25 protein-coding genes are annotated in these 24,262 nt (G+C 66.5%); 17 read left to right on the forward strand and 8 right to left on the reverse strand.

All coding sequences use genetic code 11. The features are described 5' to 3' along the window. Position 1: 1 nt before the first annotated feature. From ACR9FL_RS08560 to ACR9FL_RS08570, 3 genes are read right to left on the reverse strand one after another with little or no spacing between them, the layout of a single operon-like run. Positions 2 to 967: a DUF979 domain-containing protein gene (locus tag ACR9FL_RS08560; RefSeq protein ID WP_436357988.1), complete on the reverse strand. Its 966-nt coding sequence runs from the start codon at positions 965 to 967 to the stop codon at positions 2 to 4. After that, a complete protein-coding gene (locus ACR9FL_RS08565; RefSeq protein ID WP_436357989.1) occupies positions 964 to 1,698 on the reverse strand; it encodes a DUF969 domain-containing protein in 735 nt (244 codons plus the stop codon). The genes ACR9FL_RS08560 and ACR9FL_RS08565 overlap by 4 nt, the downstream gene beginning before the upstream one ends. Before the next feature lie 45 nt (positions 1,699 to 1,743). Next, positions 1,744 to 5,370: a hydantoinase B/oxoprolinase family protein gene (locus tag ACR9FL_RS08570; RefSeq protein WP_436357990.1), complete on the reverse strand. Its 3,627-nt coding sequence runs from the start codon at positions 5,368 to 5,370 to the stop codon at positions 1,744 to 1,746. A 461-nt stretch (positions 5,371 to 5,831) separates the two neighbouring features. On the opposite strand from ACR9FL_RS08570, the gene ygiD reads away from it, so the two are divergent. After that, complete coding sequence (gene ygiD, locus ACR9FL_RS08575; protein WP_436357991.1) at positions 5,832 to 6,587, forward strand: 4,5-DOPA dioxygenase extradiol; 756 nt, start codon at positions 5,832 to 5,834, stop codon at positions 6,585 to 6,587. A 21-nt stretch (positions 6,588 to 6,608) separates the two neighbouring features. On the opposite strand, the gene ACR9FL_RS08580 is transcribed toward ygiD, so the two are convergent. Together ACR9FL_RS08580 and ACR9FL_RS08585 are read right to left on the reverse strand one after the other, a co-directional pair. Continuing rightward, positions 6,609 to 6,968, reverse strand: coding sequence for a DoxX family protein (locus tag ACR9FL_RS08580; protein WP_436357992.1), 360 nt, complete (start codon positions 6,966 to 6,968; stop codon positions 6,609 to 6,611). A gap of 167 nt (positions 6,969 to 7,135) precedes the next feature. Next, entirely contained in the window at positions 7,136 to 8,692 is a 1,557-nt protein-coding gene (locus ACR9FL_RS08585) for an AMP-binding protein (protein WP_436357993.1), read from the reverse strand. Positions 8,693 to 8,889: 197 nt separating this feature from the next. On the opposite strand from ACR9FL_RS08585, the gene lipA reads away from it, so the two are divergent. The 16 genes from lipA to gcvA all read left to right on the forward strand — a co-directional run bounded on the left by lipA (position 8,890) and on the right by gcvA (position 22,886). Beyond that, positions 8,890 to 9,861, forward strand: a complete 972-nt coding sequence (gene lipA / locus ACR9FL_RS08590) for a lipoyl synthase (protein ID WP_296174457.1) — start codon at positions 8,890 to 8,892, stop codon at positions 9,859 to 9,861. Positions 9,862 to 9,868: 7 nt separating this feature from the next. Further along, positions 9,869 to 10,321 carry a type II toxin-antitoxin system RatA family toxin gene (locus ACR9FL_RS08595; protein WP_296174459.1) on the forward strand — a complete coding sequence of 151 codons (453 nt, stop codon included), beginning with the start codon at positions 9,869 to 9,871 and terminating at the stop codon, positions 10,319 to 10,321. Between the two features lie 5 nt (positions 10,322 to 10,326). Further along, positions 10,327 to 11,445, forward strand: coding sequence for an NAD(P)/FAD-dependent oxidoreductase (locus ACR9FL_RS08600; RefSeq protein ID WP_436357994.1), 1,119 nt, complete (start codon positions 10,327 to 10,329; stop codon positions 11,443 to 11,445). Next, complete coding sequence (locus ACR9FL_RS08605) at positions 11,442 to 12,002, forward strand: sugar O-acetyltransferase (RefSeq protein WP_436357995.1); 561 nt, start codon at positions 11,442 to 11,444, stop codon at positions 12,000 to 12,002. Before ACR9FL_RS08600 ends, ACR9FL_RS08605 begins: the two co-directional genes overlap by 4 nt. A gap of 122 nt (positions 12,003 to 12,124) precedes the next feature. Beyond that, positions 12,125 to 12,307 carry a 50S ribosomal protein L32 gene (gene rpmF, locus ACR9FL_RS08610; RefSeq protein WP_105564516.1) on the forward strand — a complete coding sequence of 61 codons (183 nt, stop codon included), beginning with the start codon at positions 12,125 to 12,127 and terminating at the stop codon, positions 12,305 to 12,307. A 116-nt stretch (positions 12,308 to 12,423) separates the two neighbouring features. Continuing rightward, positions 12,424 to 13,038 (forward strand): hypothetical protein, encoded by a 615-nt coding sequence (locus ACR9FL_RS08615; RefSeq protein WP_436357996.1) that lies wholly within the window; start codon positions 12,424 to 12,426, stop codon positions 13,036 to 13,038. 97 nt (positions 13,039 to 13,135) lie between these two features. Continuing rightward, positions 13,136 to 14,413 (forward strand): phosphopyruvate hydratase, encoded by a 1,278-nt coding sequence (eno, locus tag ACR9FL_RS08620; RefSeq protein ID WP_105564518.1) that lies wholly within the window; start codon positions 13,136 to 13,138, stop codon positions 14,411 to 14,413. A 148-nt stretch (positions 14,414 to 14,561) separates the two neighbouring features. Next, on the forward strand, positions 14,562 to 14,882 hold the full coding sequence (locus tag ACR9FL_RS08625; protein WP_436358134.1) for an FtsB family cell division protein: 321 nt from the start codon (positions 14,562 to 14,564) through the stop codon (positions 14,880 to 14,882). Positions 14,883 to 14,996: 114 nt separating this feature from the next. Further along, the gene (gene pdhA, locus ACR9FL_RS08630) at positions 14,997 to 16,028 is read left to right on the forward strand and encodes a pyruvate dehydrogenase (acetyl-transferring) E1 component subunit alpha (RefSeq protein WP_105564519.1); all 1,032 of its coding nucleotides are present in this window, start codon (positions 14,997 to 14,999) and stop codon (positions 16,026 to 16,028) included. A gap of 3 nt (positions 16,029 to 16,031) precedes the next feature. Further along, complete coding sequence (locus ACR9FL_RS08635; RefSeq protein WP_296174470.1) at positions 16,032 to 17,369, forward strand: pyruvate dehydrogenase complex E1 component subunit beta; 1,338 nt, start codon at positions 16,032 to 16,034, stop codon at positions 17,367 to 17,369. Beyond that, complete coding sequence (locus tag ACR9FL_RS08640) at positions 17,366 to 17,683, forward strand: DUF5076 domain-containing protein (RefSeq protein WP_296174472.1); 318 nt, start codon at positions 17,366 to 17,368, stop codon at positions 17,681 to 17,683. Before ACR9FL_RS08635 ends, ACR9FL_RS08640 begins: the two co-directional genes overlap by 4 nt. Continuing rightward, positions 17,680 to 18,963: a pyruvate dehydrogenase complex dihydrolipoamide acetyltransferase gene (locus tag ACR9FL_RS08645; RefSeq protein WP_436357997.1), complete on the forward strand. Its 1,284-nt coding sequence runs from the start codon at positions 17,680 to 17,682 to the stop codon at positions 18,961 to 18,963. Before ACR9FL_RS08640 ends, ACR9FL_RS08645 begins: the two co-directional genes overlap by 4 nt. A 16-nt stretch (positions 18,964 to 18,979) precedes the next feature. Continuing rightward, on the forward strand, positions 18,980 to 19,459 hold the full coding sequence (locus ACR9FL_RS08650) for a glutathione peroxidase (protein WP_296174476.1): 480 nt from the start codon (positions 18,980 to 18,982) through the stop codon (positions 19,457 to 19,459). Between the two features lie 2 nt (positions 19,460 to 19,461). Then, positions 19,462 to 20,868 carry a dihydrolipoyl dehydrogenase gene (gene lpdA / locus ACR9FL_RS08655; RefSeq protein ID WP_436357998.1) on the forward strand — a complete coding sequence of 469 codons (1,407 nt, stop codon included), beginning with the start codon at positions 19,462 to 19,464 and terminating at the stop codon, positions 20,866 to 20,868. A 66-nt stretch (positions 20,869 to 20,934) separates the two neighbouring features. Beyond that, complete coding sequence (locus ACR9FL_RS08660; RefSeq protein ID WP_436357999.1) at positions 20,935 to 21,939, forward strand: cysteine synthase A; 1,005 nt, start codon at positions 20,935 to 20,937, stop codon at positions 21,937 to 21,939. Further along, entirely contained in the window at positions 21,936 to 22,886 is a 951-nt protein-coding gene (gene gcvA / locus ACR9FL_RS08665; protein WP_296173761.1) for a transcriptional regulator GcvA, read from the forward strand. Before ACR9FL_RS08660 ends, gcvA begins: the two co-directional genes overlap by 4 nt. 5 nt (positions 22,887 to 22,891) lie before the next feature. Here the strand turns inward: gcvA and ACR9FL_RS08670 are convergent, their stop codons facing one another. From ACR9FL_RS08670 to cobU, 3 genes are all read right to left on the reverse strand, one after another. After that, the gene (locus ACR9FL_RS08670) at positions 22,892 to 23,353 is read right to left on the reverse strand and encodes an OB-fold nucleic acid binding domain-containing protein (RefSeq protein ID WP_436358000.1); all 462 of its coding nucleotides are present in this window, start codon (positions 23,351 to 23,353) and stop codon (positions 22,892 to 22,894) included. Between the two features lie 176 nt (positions 23,354 to 23,529). Continuing rightward, positions 23,530 to 23,691, reverse strand: coding sequence for a hypothetical protein (locus tag ACR9FL_RS08675; protein WP_436358001.1), 162 nt, complete (start codon positions 23,689 to 23,691; stop codon positions 23,530 to 23,532). 31 nt (positions 23,692 to 23,722) lie between these two features. Then, positions 23,723 to 24,241: a bifunctional adenosylcobinamide kinase/adenosylcobinamide-phosphate guanylyltransferase gene (gene cobU / locus ACR9FL_RS08680; protein WP_436358002.1), complete on the reverse strand. Its 519-nt coding sequence runs from the start codon at positions 24,239 to 24,241 to the stop codon at positions 23,723 to 23,725. Positions 24,242 to 24,262: the final 21 nt, after the last annotated feature.

Raw genomic sequence — 24,262 nt, forward strand, 5'->3', positions numbered from 1 at the left:
GTCAGAACCGGAAGGCGAGGAAATACATCAGGAACATATTGGCCACGAGCATGATGGCCGCCGTAGGGATCTGCGCGCGGATGACCCCGTTCAAAGGCGAGTTGCGGTCGGGCAGTTCCAGCAGGTTGGCCGGCACCACGTTGAAGTTGGCGGCCATGGGCGTCATCAGCGTCCCGCAGAAACCGGCCAGCATGCCGATGGCGCAGACGATGGCCGGATCGCCGCCGAACTGATGCACCACGATGGGCAGGCCGATGGCGGCGGTCATGACGGGGAAGGCGGCAAACGCATTGCCCATGATGATGGTGAACAGGGCCATGCCCGCGCAGTAGGCGAAGACGGCGAGGAAGGCCGAGGTCATGGGGATGACCCGCGCGATTAGGTCGCCGACCACCTGACCCACATCGGCGGCCAGGAAGACCGCGCCCAGGGACGCCAGCATCTGCGGCAAGAGGGCGGCCCAGCCGATGGAGTCCATCAGCCGCCGCCCCTCCTGCACCGGGGCCATGACCGGCGGGCGGAACCAGATCATGGCCGCGACCAGGGCGACGACGCAGCCCAGACCCAGCGAGATCAGCGTCGTCTGCACCGGCGAGATCAGCCAGGCGCCGGCGGGCGTGTGCTTGGCCAGCAGCGTGCCACCGACGGCGACCAGAGGCACCATCAGGGCTGGCACGAACAGGGCGTTCTTCCAGCGGGCAGCGCTGGCCTGACGCTGTTCAGGCGAGGTGGTGGCGGGCTTGCCGACGCCCAGCTTGCCGGTCGCGCCGATGACGACCAGGGCGATGACCAGCAGGCCGTTGCCGAACCCGCCCAGCCAGGAACCGAACAGCAGGGAGACGGCGATCAGGCCCCAGAACAGGGCGCTGCGGAACCGCGTCGGGTTCAGCGGATCGCGCAGGCTGAGGATGGAGAAGGCCGCGAACATCAGGCCGGTGGCGATATAGGCGTGCTCCAGCGTAATCATCGGCTGGCCTCCGCGTCTTCGACCACATCGGGGACTGCCATGTCCTTCTTCACCTGTCGGTCGAACATCAGCAGCCGCACGCCATGGACCAGGAAGGCGACGACGGCGGTGGGGATGGCCCACAGGGAGACGTGCAGGGCTTCGACCCGGATGCCCGCCTGCTCCAGGAAGCCGACGATCAGGACGATGGAGCCGATGGCGATGAAGATGTCCTCGCCAAAGAACAGTCCGATGTTGTCGGTGCCGGCGGCCATGCCGCGAATACGGAAGCGGGCCTTGTCGGTCAGGGGGCCGTGCCGGGTCTCGGCCGCGCCCTCGGCCATGGGGGCGATCAGGGGGCGCACCATCTGCGGATGGCCGCCTAGCGAGGTCAGCCCCAGCGCCGAGGTCGCTTGACGCACCAGCAGATAGATCAGCATCAGTCGCCCGGCCGTCGCCGCCTTGACCTTGGTGACCAGATCGCGCGCGCGTTCCTGAAGACCCGCGCGTTCCAGCAGGCCGATCACCGGCAGCACCAGCCAGGTGATGTGGAAGTAGCGGTTGTCGTTGAAAGCCTGACCAAAGCGCGAGATCGTGTCGACCCCGGCGGTCAGCAGACCCTGCGCATCCACGCCCGGCTCAACCGCCGCCAGCACCCCGGTCGCGATGGCCGCGACCAGAATGACGACCAGCGGATTGATCCGGGCGACAAAGCCCGCGACCACGATCAGAATCCCTAGAAGCACCAGCATGAACTTCGTCCCTCCCCGGACGAATGGTTGCGCGGTTCGGTCGGCTCAGGAAGCGTCTTTCGCGCCAAAGCCCCCGCCGCCGGGCGTTTCGATGATGAAGACGTCGCCGGGCGACATGGCGACCTCTGCGGTGGCCCCCAGCGCCTCGATGCTTGCGTCGGCCCGCTCGACCCGGTTGACCCCGACCGCGCCCGGTTCGCCGCCCGCGACGCCAAAGGGCGGCACGCGGCGGTGGTTGGACAGGATGGCCGCCGTCATCGGCTCCAGGAAGCGCACCCGTCGCACCGTTCCGTCGCCGCCGTGATGCAGGCCTTCGCCGCCCGAGCCGCGCCGGATAGAGAATTCCTCCAGCAACACCGGGAAGCGGGTCTCCAGCACCTCGGGGTCGGTCAGGCGGCTGTTGGTCATATGGGTCTGGACCGCGCTGGTCCCATCAAACCCCGGCCCGGCGCCGGAACCGCCGGCGATGGTCTCGTAATACTGACGCGCCTCGTCGCCGAAGGTGAAGTTGTTCATTGTGCCTTGGCTGGAGGCCAGGACGCCGAGCGCGCCATAGAGCGCATCCACCACAGCTTGACTGGTCTCGACATTGCCCGCCACGACCGCCGCCGGATAGCGCGGGTTCAGCATCGAGCCTTCCGGCACGATCAGATCGATGGGCTTCAGGCAGCCCTCGTTCAGCGGAATGGCGTCGTCCACCAGGGTGCGGAAGACATAGAGGGTGGCCGCCCGCGCGATCGACAGCGGTGCGTTGAAATTGGTCGGCAACTGGTCGCTGGTGCCGGTGAAGTCGACCACGGCGCAGCGCTTCTTCGTGTCCACGTCGATGCGCACGCGGATGACGGCGCCGTCGTCCATCTCATAGGCGAAGGCGCCGGGTTTCAGGGCGGCGATGGCGCGGCGGACGGCTTCTTCGGCGTTGTCCTGGACGTGGCCCATGTAGGCGGCGACGACATCGCGCCCGAACTCGCCGGTCATGCGGATCAGTTCATCGGCGCCGCGCGTGCAGGCGGCGACCTGGGCCTTCAGGTCGGACAGGTTCTGATCGACGTTGCGTGACGGCCAGGGGCCGGAGGCGAACAGGGCGCGGGTTTCGGCGTCGCAAAGCGTCCCGGCGTCCACCAGCAGGAAGTCGTCAATCAGCACCCCTTCGTCGTCGACGCTGCGCGAGTCCGCCGGCATGGAACCGGGGGTGATCCCGCCCACGTCGGCATGGTGGCCGCGCGCCGCGACGAAGAAGGCGGGCGCGTCGTCGGCGTCCAGAAACACCGGCATGATGACGGTGATGTCGGGCAGGTGGGTGCCGCCGTTGTAAGGCGCGTTCAGCATATAGACGTCGCCCGGCTTCATGCCGCGTCCGTCGCGCGCATCGCCGCGCGAGGCGATGACGGTGCGGATGCTCTCGCCCATCGATCCCAGATGGACCGGAATGTGCGGGGCGTTGGCGATCAGGGCGCCGCCCGCGTCGAAGACGGCGCAGGAGAAGTCCAGCCGCTCCTTGATGTTCACCGAATAGGCCGTGGCGCGCAGGGCCTCGCCCATCTGTTCGGCGCAGGCCATGAAGCGGCTGTTGAACACCTCCAGCATGATGGGATCGACGTCGGTGCCGATGGCCGTGCGGGCGGGCAGGGCGACGACCCGTTGCAGCAGCAGGTTGGCCGCCGCATCGACCGTGGCGCGCCAGCCCGGCTCGACCACGGTGGTGCCGGTGTCCTCCAGCAGGATGGCGGGACCGTCGACAGCGACGCCGGGCGTCAGGGCCTCGCGGCGATAGACAGGCGTGGCGCGGTCCTCGCCCGCCATGCGAACGGTCAGTTGCGCGACGGCGGTCAGTTCGGCGGCGCTGGCCGCGAGCGGCGCGGCGGGCGACTGATCCGAGCGTCCGACGGCCTCAACCTCTAGCGTCTCGACGACCAGGGCCTTGCCCTCGGCGAAGAAGCCGAAGCGGCGACGGTGCAGGGCCTCGAAGGCTTCAGCCATGGCGGCGGCGGGGCCAAAGGGGACGGTCAGGGGCGTGTCGGACCCGGCGAACTTGATCTCGGCGCGAGCAAGCGTCGAAACGGCCTCGAGGCTGAAGCCCTGGGCTTCCAGATCGGCCCGCGCCGCGCTGGCCAGTTCAGCGATGCGGTTGGCGAGGCTTGCATCCTGACCGGCGGCCAGAGGTGCTGCCACGGTGGTCTGGCGGATAGCGCGCACCTCGGCCAGACCCATGCCATAGGCCGACAGCACGCCCGCGAACGGGTGCAGCAGCACTTTCGTCATGCCCAGGGCGTCGGCCACCAGACAGGCGTGCTGTCCCCCCGCGCCGCCGAAGCAGTTCAGGACATAGCGGGTGACGTCATAGCCGCGCTGGATCGAGATCGAGCGGATCGCTTCGGCCATGTTCTGCACGGCGATGGTGACGAAGCCCTCGGCCAGGGCGCCGGACGTCGTGGCTCGGCCGGTAGTGGCAGTGACCTCGGCGGCCATGGCTTCGAACTGGGTCCGCACGGCCGCGGCGTCCAGCGGCTGATCGGCGTGGGGGCCGAAGACGGCGGGGAAGAAGTCGGGGCTGAGCTTGCCCAACATGACGTTGCAGTCGGTCACCGTCAGCGGCCCGCCGCGACGATAGGCGGCCGGTCCCGGCACGGCCCCGGCGGACTCCGGTCCGACCCGCAAGCGCCCGCCGTCGAAGCGGCAGATGGAGCCGCCGCCCGCCGCGACGGTATGGATGCTCAGCATCGGCGCGCGCAGACGGACCCCGGCCACCACGGCGTCGGAGGTCCGCTCATACTCTCCGGCGAAGTGGGACACGTCGGTCGAGGTGCCGCCCATGTCGAAGCCGATGACGCGGTCGAAGCCGGCGGCTTTGGCCGTTTCGGCCATGGCGACCACGCCGCCCGCCGGGCCCGACAGGATGGCGTCCTTGCCTCGGAAGGCGTCGGCCGCGGTCAGCCCGCCGGACGACTGCATGAACTGCAAGGGCGTGGCCTCGCCCAGATCGGCCCCGACCCGGTCCACATAGGCGCGCAGGACGGGCGACAGATAGGCGTCCGCCACCGTGGTGTCGCCGCGCCCGATCAGCTTGATCAGGGCGCCGACCTCATGACTGACCGACACCTGCTTGAAGCCGACCTCGCGCGCGATCTGGGCCAGCCGCGTCTCATGGGCGGTGAAGCGCCAGCCATGGACCAGGACGATGGCGATGGCCCGGAAACCTGCCGCATGGGCCGCTGCGAAGTCGGCCCGCGCCTTGTCTTCGTCCAGCGGGCGATCCAGCGCGCCGTCAGCGGTGACGCGCTCGTCGATCTCGACCACGCGATCATAGAGCTGATCGTTCAGGACGATGTGACGGACGAACAGTTCGGGCCGGGCCTGCCAGCCGATCCTGAGCGCATCGCCGAACCCGGCCGTGATGGCCAGCAGGGTCGGCTCGCCCTTGCGTTCCAGCAAGGCGTTGGTCGCGACCGTGGTCCCCATCCGCACCTCATCGACCAGGCCCGCCGCCAAGGGGCCGGGGGCGGCCTTCAGGATACGGCGAATGCCCTCGACCGCGGCGTCGGCGTATTGCTCGGGATTGACCGACAAGAGCTTGCCGGTCCGCAGGGCCCCGTCCGGCGCGCGCGCGACGATGTCGGTGAACGTGCCGCCGCGATCGATCCAGAAACGCCAGGACATGTTTGCGTCACCCATCTTCCGTTTCACGCCTGACACCAGCGCCGTGAATCAGGAGAGGATCGCCCATATGAGCGGCGTTTGGGACCCGTGATCTTGTCTGGCGGCGCTGTATTTCACGGCGTCTAGGTGGCAAGGTTGAGCAGAAGAATCACGCAGCAGGAGGCTGAGATGGCCATCGGCCGTGCAGGATTTGAAGTGTATCGCGGCCGAGGTCGGCATGCGCGGCGGATGAAGGCTTCATCGGGCGGCGTGCTCTTGAACCTTTTCATGGCGTGGCTGCGTCGAAGTGGCTAGTGGGGCCGAAAGGCTGAGCGAGCGCTCGCGAGGTCCCCGGTGGCGGGGATTTGATGCAACTTCGCCGGCAATCTTCTCTTCAGATACGAGCAGGATTCCCTGTGACCTCTTGCAGGAATGATCTGTCGCACTAGTTCTGTAACAGTGATTGGCGCAATAGGCGCCGCAGAAACGGTCAAGCCATGCGTCAGCCCGCTATCTTCTTTGGTCACGGTTCTCCGATGAACGCCCTGGGCGGTCCCTACGCGGATGCCTGGCGCGCGCTGGGGGAGGCGGTCGGCAAGCCCAAGGGCGTTGTCATGGTTTCGGCCCATTGGGAGACGCGCGGGCTGGGCGTGACGGCGCAGGAGCGGCCGGAAACCATCCATGATTTCGGAGGTTTCCCGGCGGAACTTCATGCCATGCAGTATCCAGCGCCCGGCTCGCCTTCGCTGGCGGCGCGGGTGGCCGAACTGACTGGGGCGCAAGCGACGACGCAATGGGGTCTGGATCACGGGACCTGGTCGGTGCTGGCCCATGTCTGGCCCGAGGCCGACGTGCCGATTGTCCAGTTGTCGCTGGACCGCACCCTCGACGCGCGCGCCCATTATGAACTGGCGAAGAAGCTTCAGCCCTTGCGAGACGAGGGGGTCCTGATCGCCGGCTCAGGCGACTTCGTACACAATTTGCGGACGTGGAAGCGCGACGGCGGGGCGCCCTATGACTGGGCTGTCGACTTCAACGAGGCGGTGAAGCGCGCCTTCGTGAACGGCGACCACGAGGCCCTGATCGACTGGGTGAATCTGGCCGAGCAGGCCCAACTCAGCGTGCCGACCGACGAACACTATCTGCCGCTGCTCTATGTGGCGGCTCAGCAGGCGCCGGGCGAGGCGGTCAGCTTCTTCACCGACGCCATCGAAGGCGGATCGATCTCCATGACCGGCGCCCGGATCGGCTGATCCAGGCGCCGTCTCTGGCCGTCAGCGGCGGCGGCCGCCGCGCATCATGCTGTCCAGGGCGATCGGGCCGGGACCGGCAAAGAACAGGTAGAGGAAGACGAAACAGTAGAGCGCCGCAAGTTCGCCCCCGTTGTTGATCGGGTAGGGGCTCTGCGGCGCGTGCACCATCCAGTAGGCCACGGCGGTGAAGCCGGACAGGATGAAGGCTGTCGGGCGGGTGAACAGACCCAGGATGATCAGGACGCCGCCGACCAGCTCAATAGGCCCGGACCAGCCGGCCAGGGTGGACAGGCTGGAGACATCGAACGCGCCGCCATGCCCGCCGGGCGGAAAGCCCAGGATCTTCTGCGCGCCGTGTTGAAGCAGCAGCAGCCCGGCCACGATCCGCAGAACGCTTTGGAATCGCGGGGCCCAACCCGAAATAGACGCTGCACTCGCCATATGTCTTTCCTCCCGATGGCGCACGACCGCCGGTTCCGCAAACCGGATCGACGCAAGGCGCAAAGGCGGAGGTTAGGCGAAGTCGCGGGCTCTGCAAGCCGTCCCGATCAGCCGGCCTTCGACGCGTCCTCAACCAACTTCTGGATGGCGACATAGTCGGTCTTGCCTGTGCCCAGAACCGGAATGGCGTCCAGCTTGATGATCTTCTTCGGCACCGCCAGCTCCGGCGCGCCGTTTTCGCGCGCCCACTCCGAAAGACGCGCGGATTCGGCGCCGGCATGGTCGGTGACGAGGATCAGACGCTCGCCCTTCTTGCTGTCGGGCACGGAAACCGCCGCGTGGCGATGCTCGGGCCAGACGGCGCCGGCCATGTCCTCGACCGCCAGCAGGGAGACCATTTCCCCGCCGACCTTGGCGAAGCGCTTCACCCGGCCGAGGATGGTGATGTAGCCCTCGTCGTCGATGTCGACGATGTCGCCGGTGTCATGCCAGCCGCCTTCCAGCGGTTCGATGCCCTCGGGATTGTTGGGCGAGATATAGCCGGCCATGACGTTGGGGCCGCGCAGATACAGGCGGCCGCCGCCCTCGATGCCCTCGACCTTGTCCAGGCGGTATTCCATGCCCGGCATGATCTGGCCGACGGTGCCGGGGCGGTTGCGGTCGGGATGGTTCACAGCGACCACAGGCGCGGCTTCGGTCGCGCCATAGCCTTCCAGCAGTTCGACGCCGCCGAACTTGGTGTTGAACATCTGACGCGTCTCGTCGCGGACCTTTTCGGCCCCGGCGACGGCGAACTGCAGGGTGGCGAAGTCGCCCGGTTCGGCCACGCGGGCGTACTGGTTCAGGAAGGTGTCGGTCGCGAACAGGATCGAGGCCTTCACCTGGGGCAGCAGGTCGGTGATCTGCTTGGCGTGCAGGGGCGAGGGGTATTCGAACGCCTTCATCCCCTGCAGCAGCGGCAGGATGACCCCGCCGGTCAGGCCGAAGCAGTGGAAGGTCGGCAGCGGGTTGAACATGACCCACTCAGGCTTCAGGTCGATGTGAGCAGCGACCTGACGGGCGTTGGCGACCAGATTGCGCTGGCTCAGCACCACGCCCTTGGGCGCACCGAAGCTGCCCGAGGTAAAGAGGACCACGCCCGGCGAATCGGGATCGGTCTTCACGCGGAAGCGGCGCGGGGCCATGCCGGCGCTCAGGCCATACAGTTTGTCGGCCAGGCCGATGGTCTTGCGTACGTCGTCCAGCCAGATGATCTCGGCGACCTCGCCGAGGGCTTCCATCAGGTCGTCCAGCTTGGCCTGGGTGACGAAGCGCTTGGCCGACAGGATCCTGGTGACGCCCGCCGTCTTCAGCGCCGCCTTCAGATTGGCCTCGCCCGAGGTGAAGTTCAGCATGACCGGCACGCGTCCGAAGGCGTGCAGGCCGAAGAAGGTGACAACGACGCCTGCACTGGAAGGCAGCAGGACGCCGACGCGCTCGCCCGGCTTCGTCATGGCCGCGATCTTGCGGCCCAGCACGAAGGCGGCGCGGATCAGGCCGGTGTAGGTCAGGGGATGACGATCCTGGTCTTCCAGGATCTCCTTGTCGCCAAAGCGGGCGCGCGCGTCGATCAGCGCGTCGAACAGGGATTCATCATAGACCTTGGGGTCCAGTGCAGCCCGCAAGCACGTCCTCCTTCGGAGAGCTCTCAGCGGCCCTCTCGGTTACAAGAGGCCGGAACCTAGTGACGTAAGGTCGCCTTGAAAAGATGCGTAACGTCGCGTGAACGTCGCATCTCCATCACTGAAACCGTCTGTGGCTTGCCATTGGCGGTCGGAAAGCCGACATACCGCCCTTCTGCACAGGAGCCAGACCGCCGGCTATGGTCACGCTGATCGACACCCTGACGAAGAAGCCTTCCGAGCTGCGTCACCCGGAAAAACAGAATCGCCCGGAATCGGCGGTGCTGAAGAAGCCTGACTGGCTGCGCGTGAAGGCGCCCGGTTCGGGCCAGTATAACGCGACCAAGGACATCGTCCGCTCCAAGGGGCTGGTGACGGTCTGCGAGGAAGCCGCCTGCCCGAACATCGGCGAGTGCTGGAGCCAGAAGCACGCCACGCTCATGATCATGGGCGACACCTGCACGCGCGCCTGCGCCTTCTGCAACGTCAAGACGGGCCTGCCGCAGGCCCTGGACCCGGAAGAGCCGGCCAAGGTCGGCCTGGCCGTCCAGCAGATGGGTCTGAACCACGTGGTCATCACTTCGGTGGACCGCGATGACGTAGCCGACGGCGGCGCCGCCCACTTCGCCGAAGTGGTGCGCCAGATCCGCCTGCAGGCGCCCAACACCACCATCGAGATTCTGACGCCCGACTTCCTGCGCAAGGATGGCGCGGCCGAGGTGATGATCGACGCCACGCCCGACGTCTTCAATCACAACCTCGAGACGGTTCCGCGCCTCTATCTGAAGATCCGGCCGGGCGCTCGCTACTTCCACTCCCTGCGCCTGCTGCAGATGGTCAAGGAGCGCGACCCGAACCAGTTCACCAAGTCCGGCATCATGGTCGGCCTGGGCGAGACCAAGGAAGAGGTCATGCAGGTGATGGACGACATGCGCTCCGCCGGCGTCGACTTCATCACCATCGGCCAGTACCTGCAGCCGACGCGCAAGCACGCCGCCATCGACCGCTTCGTCACGCCCGAAGAGTTCAAGGCCTATGAGGCCATCGCGCGCGCCAAGGGCTTCCTGATGGTGTCGTCGTCGCCGCTGACGCGGTCGTCGCATCACGCCGGGGACGATTTCGCCCGTCTGAAGGCCGCGCGTCAGGCGCAGGCAGGCCGCTCGGCGCGTTAAGCTCTGAATGGCGGTCCATCGCGTTACACGCATTCTTCCCTATGCGCCTGAAGACCTGGCCAAGCTGGTCGCGGGCGTCGAGGCCTATCCAGAGTTCGTGCCCTGGATCACCTCCATGCGCGTCTGGAACCAGCGCGACGAGGCGCCGGGCGTGCGTCTGCTGGACGCCGAGGCGGGGGTGGGCTTCGCCTTCCTGACCGAGCGATTTTCGACCTGGGTGCGTCACGACATTCACGCGCCAAAGGTCGAGGTCGGTCTGATCCGCGGCCCGTTCAAGCATCTGAAGAACCGCTGGGAGTTCCATCCGCATCCCGAGGGGACGCGTCTGGAGTTCTTCATCGACTTCGCCTTCAAGTCGCGCATGCTGGACATGATGCTACAGGCGAATTTCGACCGCGCGGTCGACAAGCTGATCCAGTGTTTCGAGGGCCGCGCCAAGGCTCTGTACGGCAAGAGGTAGGACCCATGACTGCGCCTTTCGACTTCGATGCGACGGTCGTGGGGGCGGGGGCTGTGGGGCTGGCCTGCGGGCGGGCGCTGGCTAGGCGCGGCCTGTCGGTCTTGGTGCTGGAGAGCGAGCCCCACATCGGTCAGGGCGTCTCCTCGCGCAACTCCGAGGTCATCCACGGCGGGCTCTATTATCCGACCGGCTCGCTGAAGGCGAAGTTCTGCGTCGAGGGGCGGCGCGCGCTCTACGATTTTCTGACAAGCCACAAGATCGACCACTGGAAATGCGGCAAGCTGGTGGTGGCGACCGAGGAAGTCGAGGTCGAACGCATCGAGGCCATCTTCCAGCAGGCGACCACCAATGGCGTCGAGGGGCTGGAGCACCTGACCGGCGCCCAGGCGCGGGCGCTGGAGCCCGAACTGAACGCCCACGCCGCCATCCTGTCGCCTGAGAGCGGCGTCTTCGCCAGTCATGACTACATGCTGGCTCTGCAGGGTGAGATCGAGGACGCAGGCGGCTCGGTCGTCGTCTCCACGCCGTTCGAACGGGCCGAGTCCTTGCTGGGCGGCGGGTTCCGCGTCACGGCGGGCGGAGAGGGCGGGGCGGTGCTGACGACGCGGCTGCTGGTCACCGCGCCCGGCCTGTCGGCCCAGAGCGTCGCGGGGGCGATCGACGGTTATCCCGCCAGCGATGTTCCGACCCGCCATCTGGGCAAGGGGATCTATTTCCGCCTGACGGGGCCTGCGCCCTTCAATCGTCTGATCTATCCGCCGCCCATCGCCGGGGCGCTCGGCACCCACTACCGCAAGGACCTGGGCGGGCAGGGGGTGTTCGGTCCGGACCTGGCCTATGTCGAGACCGAGGACTATTCGGTCGATCCGGCCAAGGCGGGCGAGTTCGCCCATTACATCCGCCGTTTCTGGCCGGGGGTGACGGTCGAGCGCCTGACGCCTGACTACGCCGGTATCCGGCCGAAGATCCATGGCCCCGGCGAAGCACAACCGGACTTCCAACTGCATGGGCGCGAGCACCACGGCATCGACGGCCTGATGGCCCTGTTCGGCATCGAGAGCCCTGGCCTGACCAGTTCCCTGGCCATAGGCGAGGCTGTGGCCGAGGCGCTGTGCAAGGCATGAGCATGACTGAGCGTGAGAAGATGCTGGCGGGTCTGAACTACGACCCTGGCGATTCCGAACTGGTCGCTGGCCGGGCGCGTGCGGTCGGCCTGACCATACGAATCAATCAGGAGCCGGATCGCGAGAAACGTCGCGCCCTGGTCAATGAACTGGTCCAGGCGACCGACGGACGCGCGGCGATCATGCCTGGCTTCTTCTGCGACTATGGCGACAACATCCGCTTTGGCGTGCGGGCCTTCGTCAACGCCAACAGCGTCTTTCTGGACTGCGCCCAGATCACCATCGGCGACGATTTCCAGTGCGGTCCTGGCGTCCAGCTTCTGACGCCCGAACACCCGCTGAGCGCGGCGGAGCGGCGTTCTGGCGTGGAAAGCGCCCGCCCTATCTGTATCGGGAACGACGTCTGGATTGGCGGCGGGGCGGTTGTTCTGGCTGGCGTGACGGTTGGAGATCGGTCTGTGATCGGCGCCGGATCGGTCGTGACGAAGGATGTTCCGGCCGATGTCGTGGTCGCTGGAAACCCCGCCAGGATCATCAAGCGGCTGTCATCCGACTGACACCCTTGAAATCGGTTGCGGCTTCATGCATAAGCCCGCCCTCGCGTGGCGGCTCTTATCGGGGGGCCGCCGCTGTTGTTTTCGCGTCTTCACGGCGCACCGACTTAGAGATTGAGACGGACATGGCCGTTCCGAAGCGCAAAGTATCCCCCTCGCGTCGCAATATGCGTCGTGCACACGACGCCCTGGGCGCCAACACCTATGTGGAAGACAAGGACACCGGCGAGCTGCGCCGTCCGCACCACATCGACCTGAAGACCGGCATGTACAAAGGCCGTCAGGTCATGACCCCGAAGGAAGACTAAAGTCTTCACGACGGTCCCGGCTACGGCCGGACGATAGAATTCAGCGGCGCGCGATGTCATCGCGCGCCGTTTTCGTGCGTTATGCGCGGCGAAGCTGAACCCCTGGAGCGCTCCGCATGATCCGCAACGCCGTCCTCAGTTCCGTCGCCCTGTTGGCCCTGGCCGCCTGCAGCGCCCCCGAAACCGCCAAGACGTCGGAGGAAAAGCCCCCCGAATCAGTCGCTTCGGCGGTAGCGCCTGACGCCACCTCGAGCCCGGTGCTGACGCCCCAGGGCTATGGGCCGTTGAAGATCGGCATGACCCAGGCCGAGGTGGACGCCGCGGTCGGTCCGCCGCCCGTGAACGCCGCAGAGGCCGAGCCCTCGGAATGTCGTCAGTATCATCCGCCGCGCGCGCCCGAGGGCCTGCTGGTCATGACGGAGAAGGGCGTGCTGACGCGTCTGACCGCCATCAAGGGCTCGTCGGTCAAGACGACGGACGGCGCGGGCGTCGGCGACGACGGCGAAGCGTTGAAGGCCCGCTATGGCGCGTCGGCGCGTTTCAGTCCGCACAAGTATGAGGCGGCTCCGGCGGGCTATCTGACCACCTGGCCGGGGGCGGACGCTCTGCTGGGGACCTATGTCGCAGATCCTGCCGCGCGCGGTCTGGTGTTCGAGATCGGTGGCGACGGCAAGGTCGCCTTCATCCATGCGGGCGGCCCCAGCATTCAGTATGTCGAGGGCTGTAGCTGAGGCCCTGACGAAGGAAGGCGCGCCGCCGGTTGGCGATTCGGTGATGGCTGGTCTAAACCGGGGGCAGAACTTCTCCTCCTGACAGAGCGCCTTCCACATGACCGACATCGCCGACATCGTCGCCCGCCAGATCATCGACAGCCGGGGCAATCCGACGGTCGAGGTGGACGTCACCCTGGAAGACGGCAGCTTTGGCCGCGCCGCCGTGCCCTCGGGCGCCTCGACGGGCGCGCATGAAGCCGTCGAACTGCGCGACGGCGACATGGACATGTGGGGCGGCAAGGGCGTCCAGAAGGCGGTCGACGCCGTCAACGGCGAGATCTTCGACGCCCTGTCGGGCATGGACGCCGAGGACCAGCGCCGTCTGGACGAAGCCCTGATCGAACTGGACGGCACCGACAACAAGGCTCGCCTGGGCGCCAACGCCATCCTGGGCGTCTCCCTGGCCGCGGCCAAGGCCAGCGCCATCAGCTCGAACCTGCCGCTGTATCGCTACATCGGCGGTGTCTCGGCCCGCGTCTTGCCGACCCCGATGATGAACATCATCAACGGCGGCGCCCACGCCGACAATCCGATCGACATTCAGGAGTTCATGATCCTGCCGACCGGCGCCGACAGCTTCTCGGACGCCCTGCGCATGGGGGCTGAAATCTTCCACGCCCTGAAGAAGGCGCTGAAGGATGCCGGCCACAACACCAACGTCGGGGACGAGGGCGGCTTCGCTCCCAACCTGGCCTCGGCCGAAGAGGCTCTGGCCTTCATCACCAAGGCGGGTCAGGCGGCCGGCTATCTGGCCGGCGAGGACTTCCACCTGGGCCTCGACGTGGCCTCGACCGAGTTCTTCAAGAACGGCAAGTACAACCTGACGGGCGAGGGCAAATCCTTCGACGCTGACGGCATGGTCGGCTATCTGGCCGATCTGGTGGAGCGTTTCCCGATCGTCTCGATCGAGGACGGCTGCGCCGAAGACGACTTCGACGGCTGGAAGCTGCTGACGGACCGTCTGGGCGACCGCGTTCAGCTGGTCGGCGATGACTTGTTCGTGACCAACCCGCGTCGCCTGGCCGCCGGTATCGGCGAGGGCCTGGCCAATTCCATCCTGATCAAGGTCAACCAGATCGGCACCCTGTCTGAGACCCTGGACGCCGTCGATATGGCCCACCGCGCCGGCTACACCTCGGTGATGAGCCACCGTTCGGGTGAAACCGAGGACTCGACTATCGCCGATCTGGCCGTCGCCACCAACTGCGGACAGATCAAGACCGGCTCGCTCGCTCGTTCGGACCGGACGGCCAAATACAACCAGCTGCTGCGTATCGAAGAGATGCTGGGCGACCAGGCCGCCTATTTCGGCGACGGCATGCTGCTGAAATAAACCTTCTCACGAAGAAGTGCGTGACGCCGTCTCCGACCTCGGAGGCGGCGTTCGCAATTACGGCCAAGCTACGGTTCGTTAGGCATTTTCGGTCAGGATCAGGAAACCGTGTTCACGCTCAGAAGGAGCGTCAGTCGTGCCCGAGCAGATGAAGCCCTATCTTCCGTCCGCCTTCCTGCTGTTCCTGATCGTCTATCTGGGCGTTCAGGCCCTGACGGGGCAGCGCGGCTTGCTGAGCGGGGGCGAGCGGGACGCGCTTCTCGCCAAACGGGAGGCGCAGTTGGCTCACTTGACCGAGCAGCGCCGGGATCTGGAAGTTCGAGTGCGTTATCTGCGGACCGAGAGTCTTTCAAAGGACCTGCTGGAAGAACGGGCGCGAGCGGTGCTCGGCTTTGCCGATCCACGCGACTACGTGGTTCGCCTGAGCGCTCCGGCGGCGCACAACCCTGACGTGATCCGCGCCTCCTGAACTATTGTTACAGCTTGACCGGCTCGCTTTGCGTTTCGGGAACGAAGGCTGCTAAAGCCCCTTTCCGTAACGATAAGAGTCCCTGACAATTGGGGCGCAGCCGGGAGATGCCGGATGGCGAAAGCCGCCGCTCAGAAATCATCGTCCAGTGCGGGCGACAACAAGATTCCGAACACGCCTCAGGCTTCGAAAGAAGACCTGCTGCGCTTCTATCGCGAGATGGTCCTAATCCGCCGCTTCGAAGAGCGCGCGGGCCAGCTTTACGGCATGGGCCTGATCGGCGGCTTCTGCCACCTCTACATCGGCCAGGAGGCCGTGGCGGTGGGCGTTCAGGAGAGCGTCAAGCAAGGCCACGACAAGATCATCACCGGCTACCGCGACCATGGCCACATGCTGGCCGCGGGCATGGACCCGAACGCCGTCATGGCCGAGTTGACCGGCCGCATCGGCGGCTCGTCCAAGGGCAAGGGCGGCTCGATGCACATGTTCGACGTGCCGACCGGCTTCTATGGCGGTCACGGCATTGTCGGCGCCCAGGTGGCCCTGGGCACCGGCCTGGCCTTCGCCGGCAAGTATCGCGGCGACGACTCGGTGGCCTTCGTCTACTTCGGCGACGGCGCCTCGAACCAGGGTCAGGTCTACGAGAGCTTCAACATGGCTCAGCTGTGGAAGCTGCCGGCCATCTACATCATCGAGAACAACCAGTACGCCATGGGCACGAGCATCGAGCGCTCGTCGTCCACGACCGAGCTGTTCATGCGCGGCGCCAGCTTCGGCATTCCGGGCGAGCAGGTCGACGGCATGGACGTCCTGGCCGTCCGTGACGCCACCGCCCGCGCCGTGGCCCGCGCCCGCGCCGGCGAAGGTCCCTATATCCTCGAGGTGAAGACCTACCGCTATCGCGGCCACTCCATGTCGGATCCGGCCAAGTACCGCACCAAGGAAGAGGTGGACGAGGTCAAGAAGACCCGCGACCCGATCGACCACCTGAAGATGCTGCTCGCCGCCGCCAAGGCGACCGAGGAAGAACTGAAGGCCATCGACAACGAGGTGAAAGCCATCGTCGCCGAAGCCGTGCAGTTCGCACAGGAAAGCCCAGAGCCGGACCCCTCCGAGCTCTATACTGACGTCTACGTGGAGGCCTGATCCGTGACCGACATTCTGATGCCGGCGCTGTCCCCCACGATGGAAGAGGGCACGCTGACCAAGTGGCACATCAAGGCGGGCGACACCGTGTCGGCCGGCCAGGTGATCGCCGAGATCGAAACCGACAAGGCGACGATGGAAGTCGAAGCCGTCGATGAAGGCGAAGTGCTGGAGATCCTGGTGCCGGAAGGCTCCGAGAACGTGAAGGTCAATACGCCGATCGCCCGTCTGGCCGGCGAAGACGCCGCGCCTGCTCCCGCGCCCAAGGCCGAGGCTGCGCCCGCCGCCGCCCCGACGAGCGCCGCCGCTCCGGCTGCGCCCAAGGTCGAACTTCGTGATCCGGAAATCCCGGCCGACGCCAAGCTGGTCAAGACGACCATCCGCGACGCCCTGCGCGACGCCATGGCCGAGGAAATGCGCCGCGACGACCGCGTCTTCCTGATGGGCGAGGAAGTCGCCCAGTATCAGGGCGCCTACAAGGTCAGCCGTGACCTGCTGCAGGAGTTCGGCGACCGCCGCGTGGTCGACACCCCGATCACCGAGCACGGCTTCGCCGGTCTCGGCGTCGGCGCCGCCATGGCGGGTCTGAAGCCCATCGTCGAGTTCATGACGTGGAACTTCGGCATGCAGGCCATCGACCACGTGATCAACTCGGCCGCCAAGACCCTCTACATGTCCGGCGGTCAGATCCGCGCCGACATCGTCTTCCGTGGCCCCAACGGCGCCGCTAGCCGCGTCGGCGCCCAGCACAGCCAGGACTACTCGGCCTGGTACGCCCAGGTTCCGGGCCTGAAGGTCATCGCGCCCTATGACGCCGCAGACGCAAAGGGCCTGCTGAAGGCCGCCATCCGCGACCCGAACCCGGTTGTCTTCCTCGAACACGAAATGCTGTACGGCACCGAGTTCGACGTGCCGGACGTCGAGGACTATGTCCTGCCGATCGGCAAGGCCAAGGTTCGCCGTGAAGGCACGGACGTCACCATCACGGCCCACAGCCGCATGGTCGGTTTCGCCCTTCAGGCCGCCGAGAAGCTGGCCGAGGAAGGCATTTCGGCCGAGGTCGTCGACCTGCGCACCCTGCGTCCGCTTGATCACGAAACCATTGTCGAAAGCGTCAAGAAGACCAGCCGTCTGGTCTCGGCCGAAGAAGGTTGGGGGCCGATGGGCGTCGGCGCCGAGGTCGTAGCCCGCGTGATCGAGCACGCCTTTGACTATCTGGACGCCCCGCCGCTGCGCGTGCACCAGGAAGACGTGCCTCTGCCCTACGCCGCCAACCTGGAAGCCTTGTCGCTGCCGGGCGTGGACAAGATCATCGCCGCCGTGAAGCAGGTGATGGCGTGACCGACGCGCATGATCTGACGATAGACACTCAATCGCTGCCGGTTCCAGATCAGGTTTTCAGCCAGCCGCTGGATCGTGTCGTCGAGTTGGCCCGGATTTGGTGGTCTGGTGATCGGCCTGAAATGGTCATTCGGCCGGCTGCCCAGGATCCGATGTTGATCGGTATCGTTTTGTCCGACTTGGCGTGGCATTTTTCGAATGCCTACGCCGCTGGTCCTGGCTTGGACCAGAAAGAGACGCTGGAAAGAATTTTGGCGGGCTGGGAAGACGGTCATCGTCTGAGGACTGAACAGCAGAACGGAGGCGCCCAATGACCGATATTCTTATGCCGGCCCTGTCGCCGACCATGGAAGAGGGCGTTCTGGCCAAGTGGCACGTCAAGGTCGGGGACGTTGTCTCCGCCGGCGACGTCATCGCCGAGATCGAGACCGACAAGGCGACGATGGAAGTCGAGGCCGTCGATGAGGGGGAAGTGCTGGAAATCCTGGTGCCGGAAGGTGCCGAGGGCGTGAAGGTCAACACCCCGATCGCCCGTCTGAAGGACGAGGGCGGCGTTGCTGCGCCCAAACCAGCCGCCAAAGCCGAAGAAGCTTCGAAGGCTGTGGCCACACCGGCCGAAGCCACCAAGGCTGCGGCGCCGGTCGCCCCCGCCCCGGCAGCGCCGAAGTCTGACAGCGGCGAACGCATCTTCGCCTCGCCCCTGGCCCGTCGCATCGCCGCCCAGAACGGCGTCGATCTGAAGTCGATCAAAGGCACTGGCCCGCACGGTCGTATCGTCAAGCGCGACGTGGAGGGGGCTCCGAAGGGGGCGGCTCAACCCGCCGCCTCGACGGCGACCGCCGCCGCGACCTCGGGCATCGCCCCGCGTCAAGCACAGTCGCTGGCCCAGATGGGCATTCCGGACGGCAGCTACGACCTGATTCCTCTGGACGGGATGAAGAAGGCCGTGGCGCGCCGCATGGTCGACAGCATCCAGAACGTCCCGCACTTCCCGCTCTTCATCGACGTCGAGATCGACCAGCTGATGGCCGTCCGCGCCAAGGTGAACAAGATGCTGGAGCCGCAGGGCATCAAGGTCTCGGTCAATGACTTCGTCATCAAGGCCGCGGCCCTGGCGCTGAAGATCGTGCCGGAGGCGAACGCCTCCTACACGCCTGAGGGCATCGCCATGCACCACAACGCCGACGTCTCGATGGCGGTGGCGATCGACGGCGGCCTGATCACCCCGATCATCAAGAAGGCCGAGACCAAGGGCCTGGCGCAGATCGCGACCGAGTCCAAGGACTTGGCCAAGCGCGCCCGCGAACGCAAGCTGAAGCCCGAAGAGTTCCAGGGCGGCACCTTCTCGGTGTCCAACCTGGGCATGTTCGGCATCAAGTCGTTCAGCTCGATCATCAACGAGCCGCAGGGCTGCATCATGAGCGTGGGCGCCGGCGAGCAACGTCCGGTCGTCAAGGACGGCCAACTGGCTGTGGCCACGGTCATGACTGTGACCCTGACCTGCGATCACCGCGTGGTCGACGGCGCGACGGGCGCTCGCTTCCTGCAGGCGTTCAAGCCGCTGATCGAAGATCCCGTGGCGATGCTGGCTTAAGGGGAGGGGTGAGGTCATGACCTCGGTCTATGACTTCTCCGCCCGCGCCATCGACGGCACGGACGTGGCGCTGGACCGCTTTCGCGGGCAGGCGCTGCTGATCGTCAATACGGCGTCCAAGTGCGGCTTCACCGGTCAGTATGACGGGCTGGAGAAGCTGCACCGCGACTTCGCCGACGCGCCGTTCGAGGTTCTGGGCTTTCCCTGCAACCAGTTCGGCCAGCAGGAGCCGGGCAGGGCGGCGGAAATCGCCGCCTTCTGCGCCACCAGCTTCGACGTCACCTTCCCCCTGTTCGACAAGGTGGAGGTCAACGGGCCGAGCCGGCACCCGCTCTATGCCTGGTTGACCAAGCAGAAGCGCGGCTTCCTGGGCTCCCAGGCCATCAAGTGGAACTTCACCAAGTTCCTGACCGACCGCGAAGGCCGCGTCGTCGCGCGCTATTCGCCCCAGACTGAACCCGCGGCCATCAAGGCCGACATCGAGAAGTTGATCTGATCATGGCTGCTGAATTCGATCTCGTCGTCATCGGTTCGGGCCCCGGCGGTTACGTCGCGGCGATCCGCGCCAGCCAGTTGGGCCTGAAGGTCGCCATCATCGAGCGCGAGAACCTGGGCGGCATCTGCCTGAACTGGGGCTGCATCCCGACCAAGGCCCTGCTGAAGTCGGGCGAGAAGTTCGAAAGCCTGAGCCACCTCAAGGAGTACGGCCTGTCCGCCACGGGCGCGGCCTTTGACTTCGACGCCATCATCCAGCGCTCGCGCGGGGTCGCGGCGACGATGAACAAGGGCATCGGCTTCCTGATGAAGAAGAACAAGATCGAGGTGATCGAGGGATCGGCCACGCTTGAGAAGGGCGCTGTCGCTCCCAAGGTCGTCGTGGCCCTGAAGGCCGGCGGCACGCGCGCCATCGAGGCCAAGACCGTCATGCTGGCCGTCGGCGCCCGCGCCCGCGCCCTGCCGCAGATCGGCCTGGAAGCCGACGGCGACAAGATCTGGGCCTACCGCGATGCTCTGGCGCCGAAGAAGCTGCCCAAGACTTTCGTGGTCATCGGCTCGGGCGCCATCGGCATCGAGTTCGCCAGCTTCTATCGCGCCCTGGGCGCTGAAGTGACTGTGGTGGAAGCCGTCGATCGCATCATGCCGGTCGAGGACGAAGAGGTCTCGAAGGCCGCGCAGAAGTCGTTCGAGAAGCGCGGCATCAAGTTCAAGGTCGGCGCCAAGGTCACGAAGGTGTCCAAGGATTCCAATGGCGTGAAGGTCGCTGTTGAAGTAAACGGCAAGGCCGAAACCCTGGAGGCTGAGGTCTGCATCTCGGCCGTGGGCATCACCGCCAACACCGACGGCATCGGCCTGGAGGCGTTGGGCGTCGAACTGGACCGCGGTCACATCAAGACCGACAGCCACTGCCAGACCAACGTCAAGGGCCTCTACGCCATCGGCGACTGCGCCGGCGCGCCCTGGCTGGCGCACAAGGCCAGCCACGAAGGCATCCACGCCGCCGAGCACATCGCCGCCTACAAGACCCCGAACGTCCATTCGCCCATCGCCGGCTGCACCTACGCCCAGCCTCAGGTCGCCTCGGTCGGCGTCACCGAGCAGGGCGCACGCGCCGACAAGCGCGAGGTCAAGATCGGCCGCTTCCCGTTCCGCGTGAACGGCAAGGCCGTGGCGGCGGGCGAGGTCGACGGCTTCGTCAAGGTCATCTTCGACGCCAAGACCGGCGCCCTGATCGGCGCCCACATGATCGGCCACGAAGTGACCGAGATGATCCAGGGCTACGTCACCGCCATCACCATGGAAGCGACCGAGGAAGACATCCACGGCATCGTCTATCCGCACCCGACCATGTCGGAAGCCATGCACGAGGCGGCTCTGGACGCTTACGGACGCGTCATCCACATCTGATCCGGTTGTTAGAAAATCTGAACTGTGGCTAAGAGGGGCGCCCTCTCTCCACGGTTCGGATTTTCCATGATCGTCGCGCCTGATGTTCTCGGCCTGATCGGCAATACGCCTCTGGTGCGCCTTAAGGGCGCGTCGGAACTGACCGGCTGTGAGATCCTGGGCAAGGCCGAGTTCATGAATGTCGGCGGGTCGATCAAGGATCGTGCGGCGCTCAGCATTATTCGCAAGGCGCGGGCGTCGGGCGCGCTGAAGCCCGGCGGCGTCATCGTCGAGGGCACGGCGGGCAATACCGGCATCGGTCTGGCCCTGGTCGGGGCGGCCCTGGGCCACCCGGTCGTCATCGTCATGCCGCGCAGCCAGACGGACGAGAAGAAGCGGGCGGTTCGCCTGCACGGCGCGCGTCTGATCGAGGTCGATCCGGCGCCCTTCGCCAGCCCCAATCACTTCGTCGCCTATTCCCGCCGACTGGCCGAGGAACTGAACGAGAGCGAGCCGGCCGGCGCCTTCTACGCCGATCAGTTCGACAACCTGGCCAACCGCCAAGCCCACTATGAGGCCACGGCCCCGGAAATCTGGAAGCAGACGGATGGGAATATCGACGGCTTCATCTGCGCCGTCGGCTCGGGCGGGACCCTGGCCGGATGCGCCGCCTACTTGCGCGAACAGAAACCCGAAATCGCCATTGGTCTGGCCGACGTGCCGGGCGCCGCCCTCTACAGCTGGTTCACCGAGGGCGTGCTGAAGGGCGAGGGCAGTTCGATCACCGAGGGCATCGGGGTCAACCGGATCACCGGCAATCTGGAGGGGCTGGCGGTCGATCATCCCTATCGCATCGAGGACGCCGAGTTCCTGCCCATCCTGTTCGATCTGGTGAAGAACGAGGGCCTGTCGCTGGGCCCGTCCAGCGGGGTCAATATCGCCGGGGCCATCCGCATGGCGCGCGATTTGGGGCCGGGCAAGACCATCGTCACCGTCCTGTGCGACTCCGGCCAGCGCTATTCCAGCAAGGTCTATGACCCCGCCTTCCTGACCGCGCGCGGCCTGCCGACGCCGGAGTGGCTGAACCGATGAGCCGCAAGAAAGACGTCGCTGTCGACAGTCGCATCCCGCCGCTGAACGCCCTGAAGGCGTTCGAGGCGGCGGCGCGTCGCCTGAACATCACCCGCGCTGCCGAGGAGTTGTCGGTCACGCCTGGCGCCATCAGCCAGCAGATCCGCATTCTGGAGGAACACGCAGGCGCGCCCCTATTCCACCGCGAGGGACGTCAGATCGCCCTGACCGAACTGGGGGCCGAGCTCTATCCGTTGCTGCACGACGGCTTCGACTACCTGAAGCGGGCCGGGGACCTGCTTTATCGTCCTGACCGTCGTCACGCCCTGGCCGTCAGCGTCCCGCCGTCCTTCGCCGCCAAATGGCTGGCCCCGCGCATCGCCCGGTTCGCGGCGGCCCACCCGGAGGTGGAGGTCTGGATGTCGGCTGACATGCGGCTGGCCGACGTCGGCGGCGGGCGGGTGGATGTGGCGGTCCGCTATGGTCGAGGCGACTATTCCGGCGTGCGGTCCGAGCCTCTGCTGTCGGCGGATGTGACCCCGGTGTGTAGTCCGGCCCTGCTGACGGGTCCCAAGGCGCTGAAGCGTCCGTCCGATCTGGCCCAGCATGTCCTGATTCATCTGCGCGCCAGCGAAATGGAAGAGCCACGCCCGGACTGGGCCGCATGGCTGAAGGCCAAGGGGATCGACGCCATCGACGCGACAGCCGGCCCGCGCTTCGACCAGACGGCCCTGGCCATCGAGGCCGCCGCCCATGGCCAGGGCGTGGCCTTGGCGCCCTACGCCTTCGTGGCTGAGGATCTGGCTTCGGGGCGACTGGTGTCGCCGTTCGCGGACGGCGCCTTCGCCACCGATATGGCCTATCACGTCCTGACCCGTCGCAGCGGCGTATCCGAACCGGCCCGCGCCTTCGTCCGCTGGATGAAGGCAGAGGTTCAGGCGGCGGAACAGCGGGTGGACGACCTCTGATCGGATCAGTGGAAGTCCCGCGAGCCGGGCAGGATACGCACATCGCGCGGATGTCGATGCGGGGGATGGCGCGGCGGTTGCGGGTGGGCGACGATGTCGGCGCGGGCCAACTCGATCTCGGTTTGATGATCCTCTGACAGGCGGGACAGTTCGGCGCTGCGGTCGATGATGCGGCGGGCGACGACATGGACCACGCCCTCAGGGCTTTTCTCGACCACGCCTTCGACTTGCATCAGGCGGGCGCCCATGATCTCTCGCCGAAACTGGTCCAGCATCCGCGCCCACAGCACTAGGTTGGTGATGCCGGTCTCGTCTTCCAAGGTGACGAAGACGGCGTTGCCCTTGCCCGGCCGCTGACGCACCAGGACCACGCCCGCGACCTTCACCAGGGAGCCGCCGTGCCGGCCTTCCGTCGCGGCGCAGGTCAGCACCCGATCGGCGGCGAAGACGGGACGCAGGACAGCCATGGGGTGGGCCTACAACGACAGGCGCGCGGTCTGATAGTCGGCGGCGACGTGCTCGCCCAGCGGCATCAGGGGCAGATGGGCGTCGGGCTCCGCGCCCAGTTCGCGGGCGCCGCGCTCGCGCGCCTCGGCGGCGGCGAACAGGGCAGGGGATCATCGTCGGGAAGGCGACGCACCGCCTACAGCGCCTGGCGACGATCCTGGCCCAGGGAGCGGAAGGCGTCGGCGGGGATGGAGGCGTAGAGGTCGTGCACAACCCCTGTGGCCAGCGGCGCGAAGACGTCGTCGTCTCCCTCACGCGCGACCGTCTCGACGCGATGGTCGCCGGATCGATCTAGCACCTCCAACCGGATTTTCAGCGCCGCCAGCGCGTCAGGTGTGCAGGTCCAGCTTCAACCCGGCGACGATCAGGCAAGCGCTGTCGGCGACAGCGGCGATCCGTTGGTTCAACCGTCCGGCCTCGTCACGGAAGCGGCGGCCCAGGGCGTTGTCGGGCACCAGGGACCAGCCGACCTCATTGCTGACCACCCACAGGCTGGCGGGGCAGCTGGCCAGCGCGGCCGTCAGATCATCGACGGCGGCGGACAGGTCGTGATCCCCCAGCATCTGATTGCTGAGCCACAGGGTCAGGCAGTCGATGACTGCGACGTCGTCGGCGGTCAGGTCGCGAACGGCGGCGGCCAGATGCAGCGGCGCTTCCAACGTGCGCCAGTCGCCGCCGCGTTCGGCGCGGTGACGGTCGATGCGGTCGCGCATCTCGTCGTCAAAGGCCTCGGCCGTGGCGATCATCAGGGGAGGGCGGCCCGATACCGACGCCGCCAGTTCGGCCTGCCTTTGGGCGTAGCCGCTCTTGCCCGAGCGGGCGCCGCCGAGGACCAGGGTGATGGCCATGCTTCGTCTCTCCGGTTGACC

Source organism: Brevundimonas sp. CEF1, from assembly GCF_051353055.1.
Taxonomy (GTDB): Bacteria; Pseudomonadota; Alphaproteobacteria; order Caulobacterales; family Caulobacteraceae; genus Brevundimonas.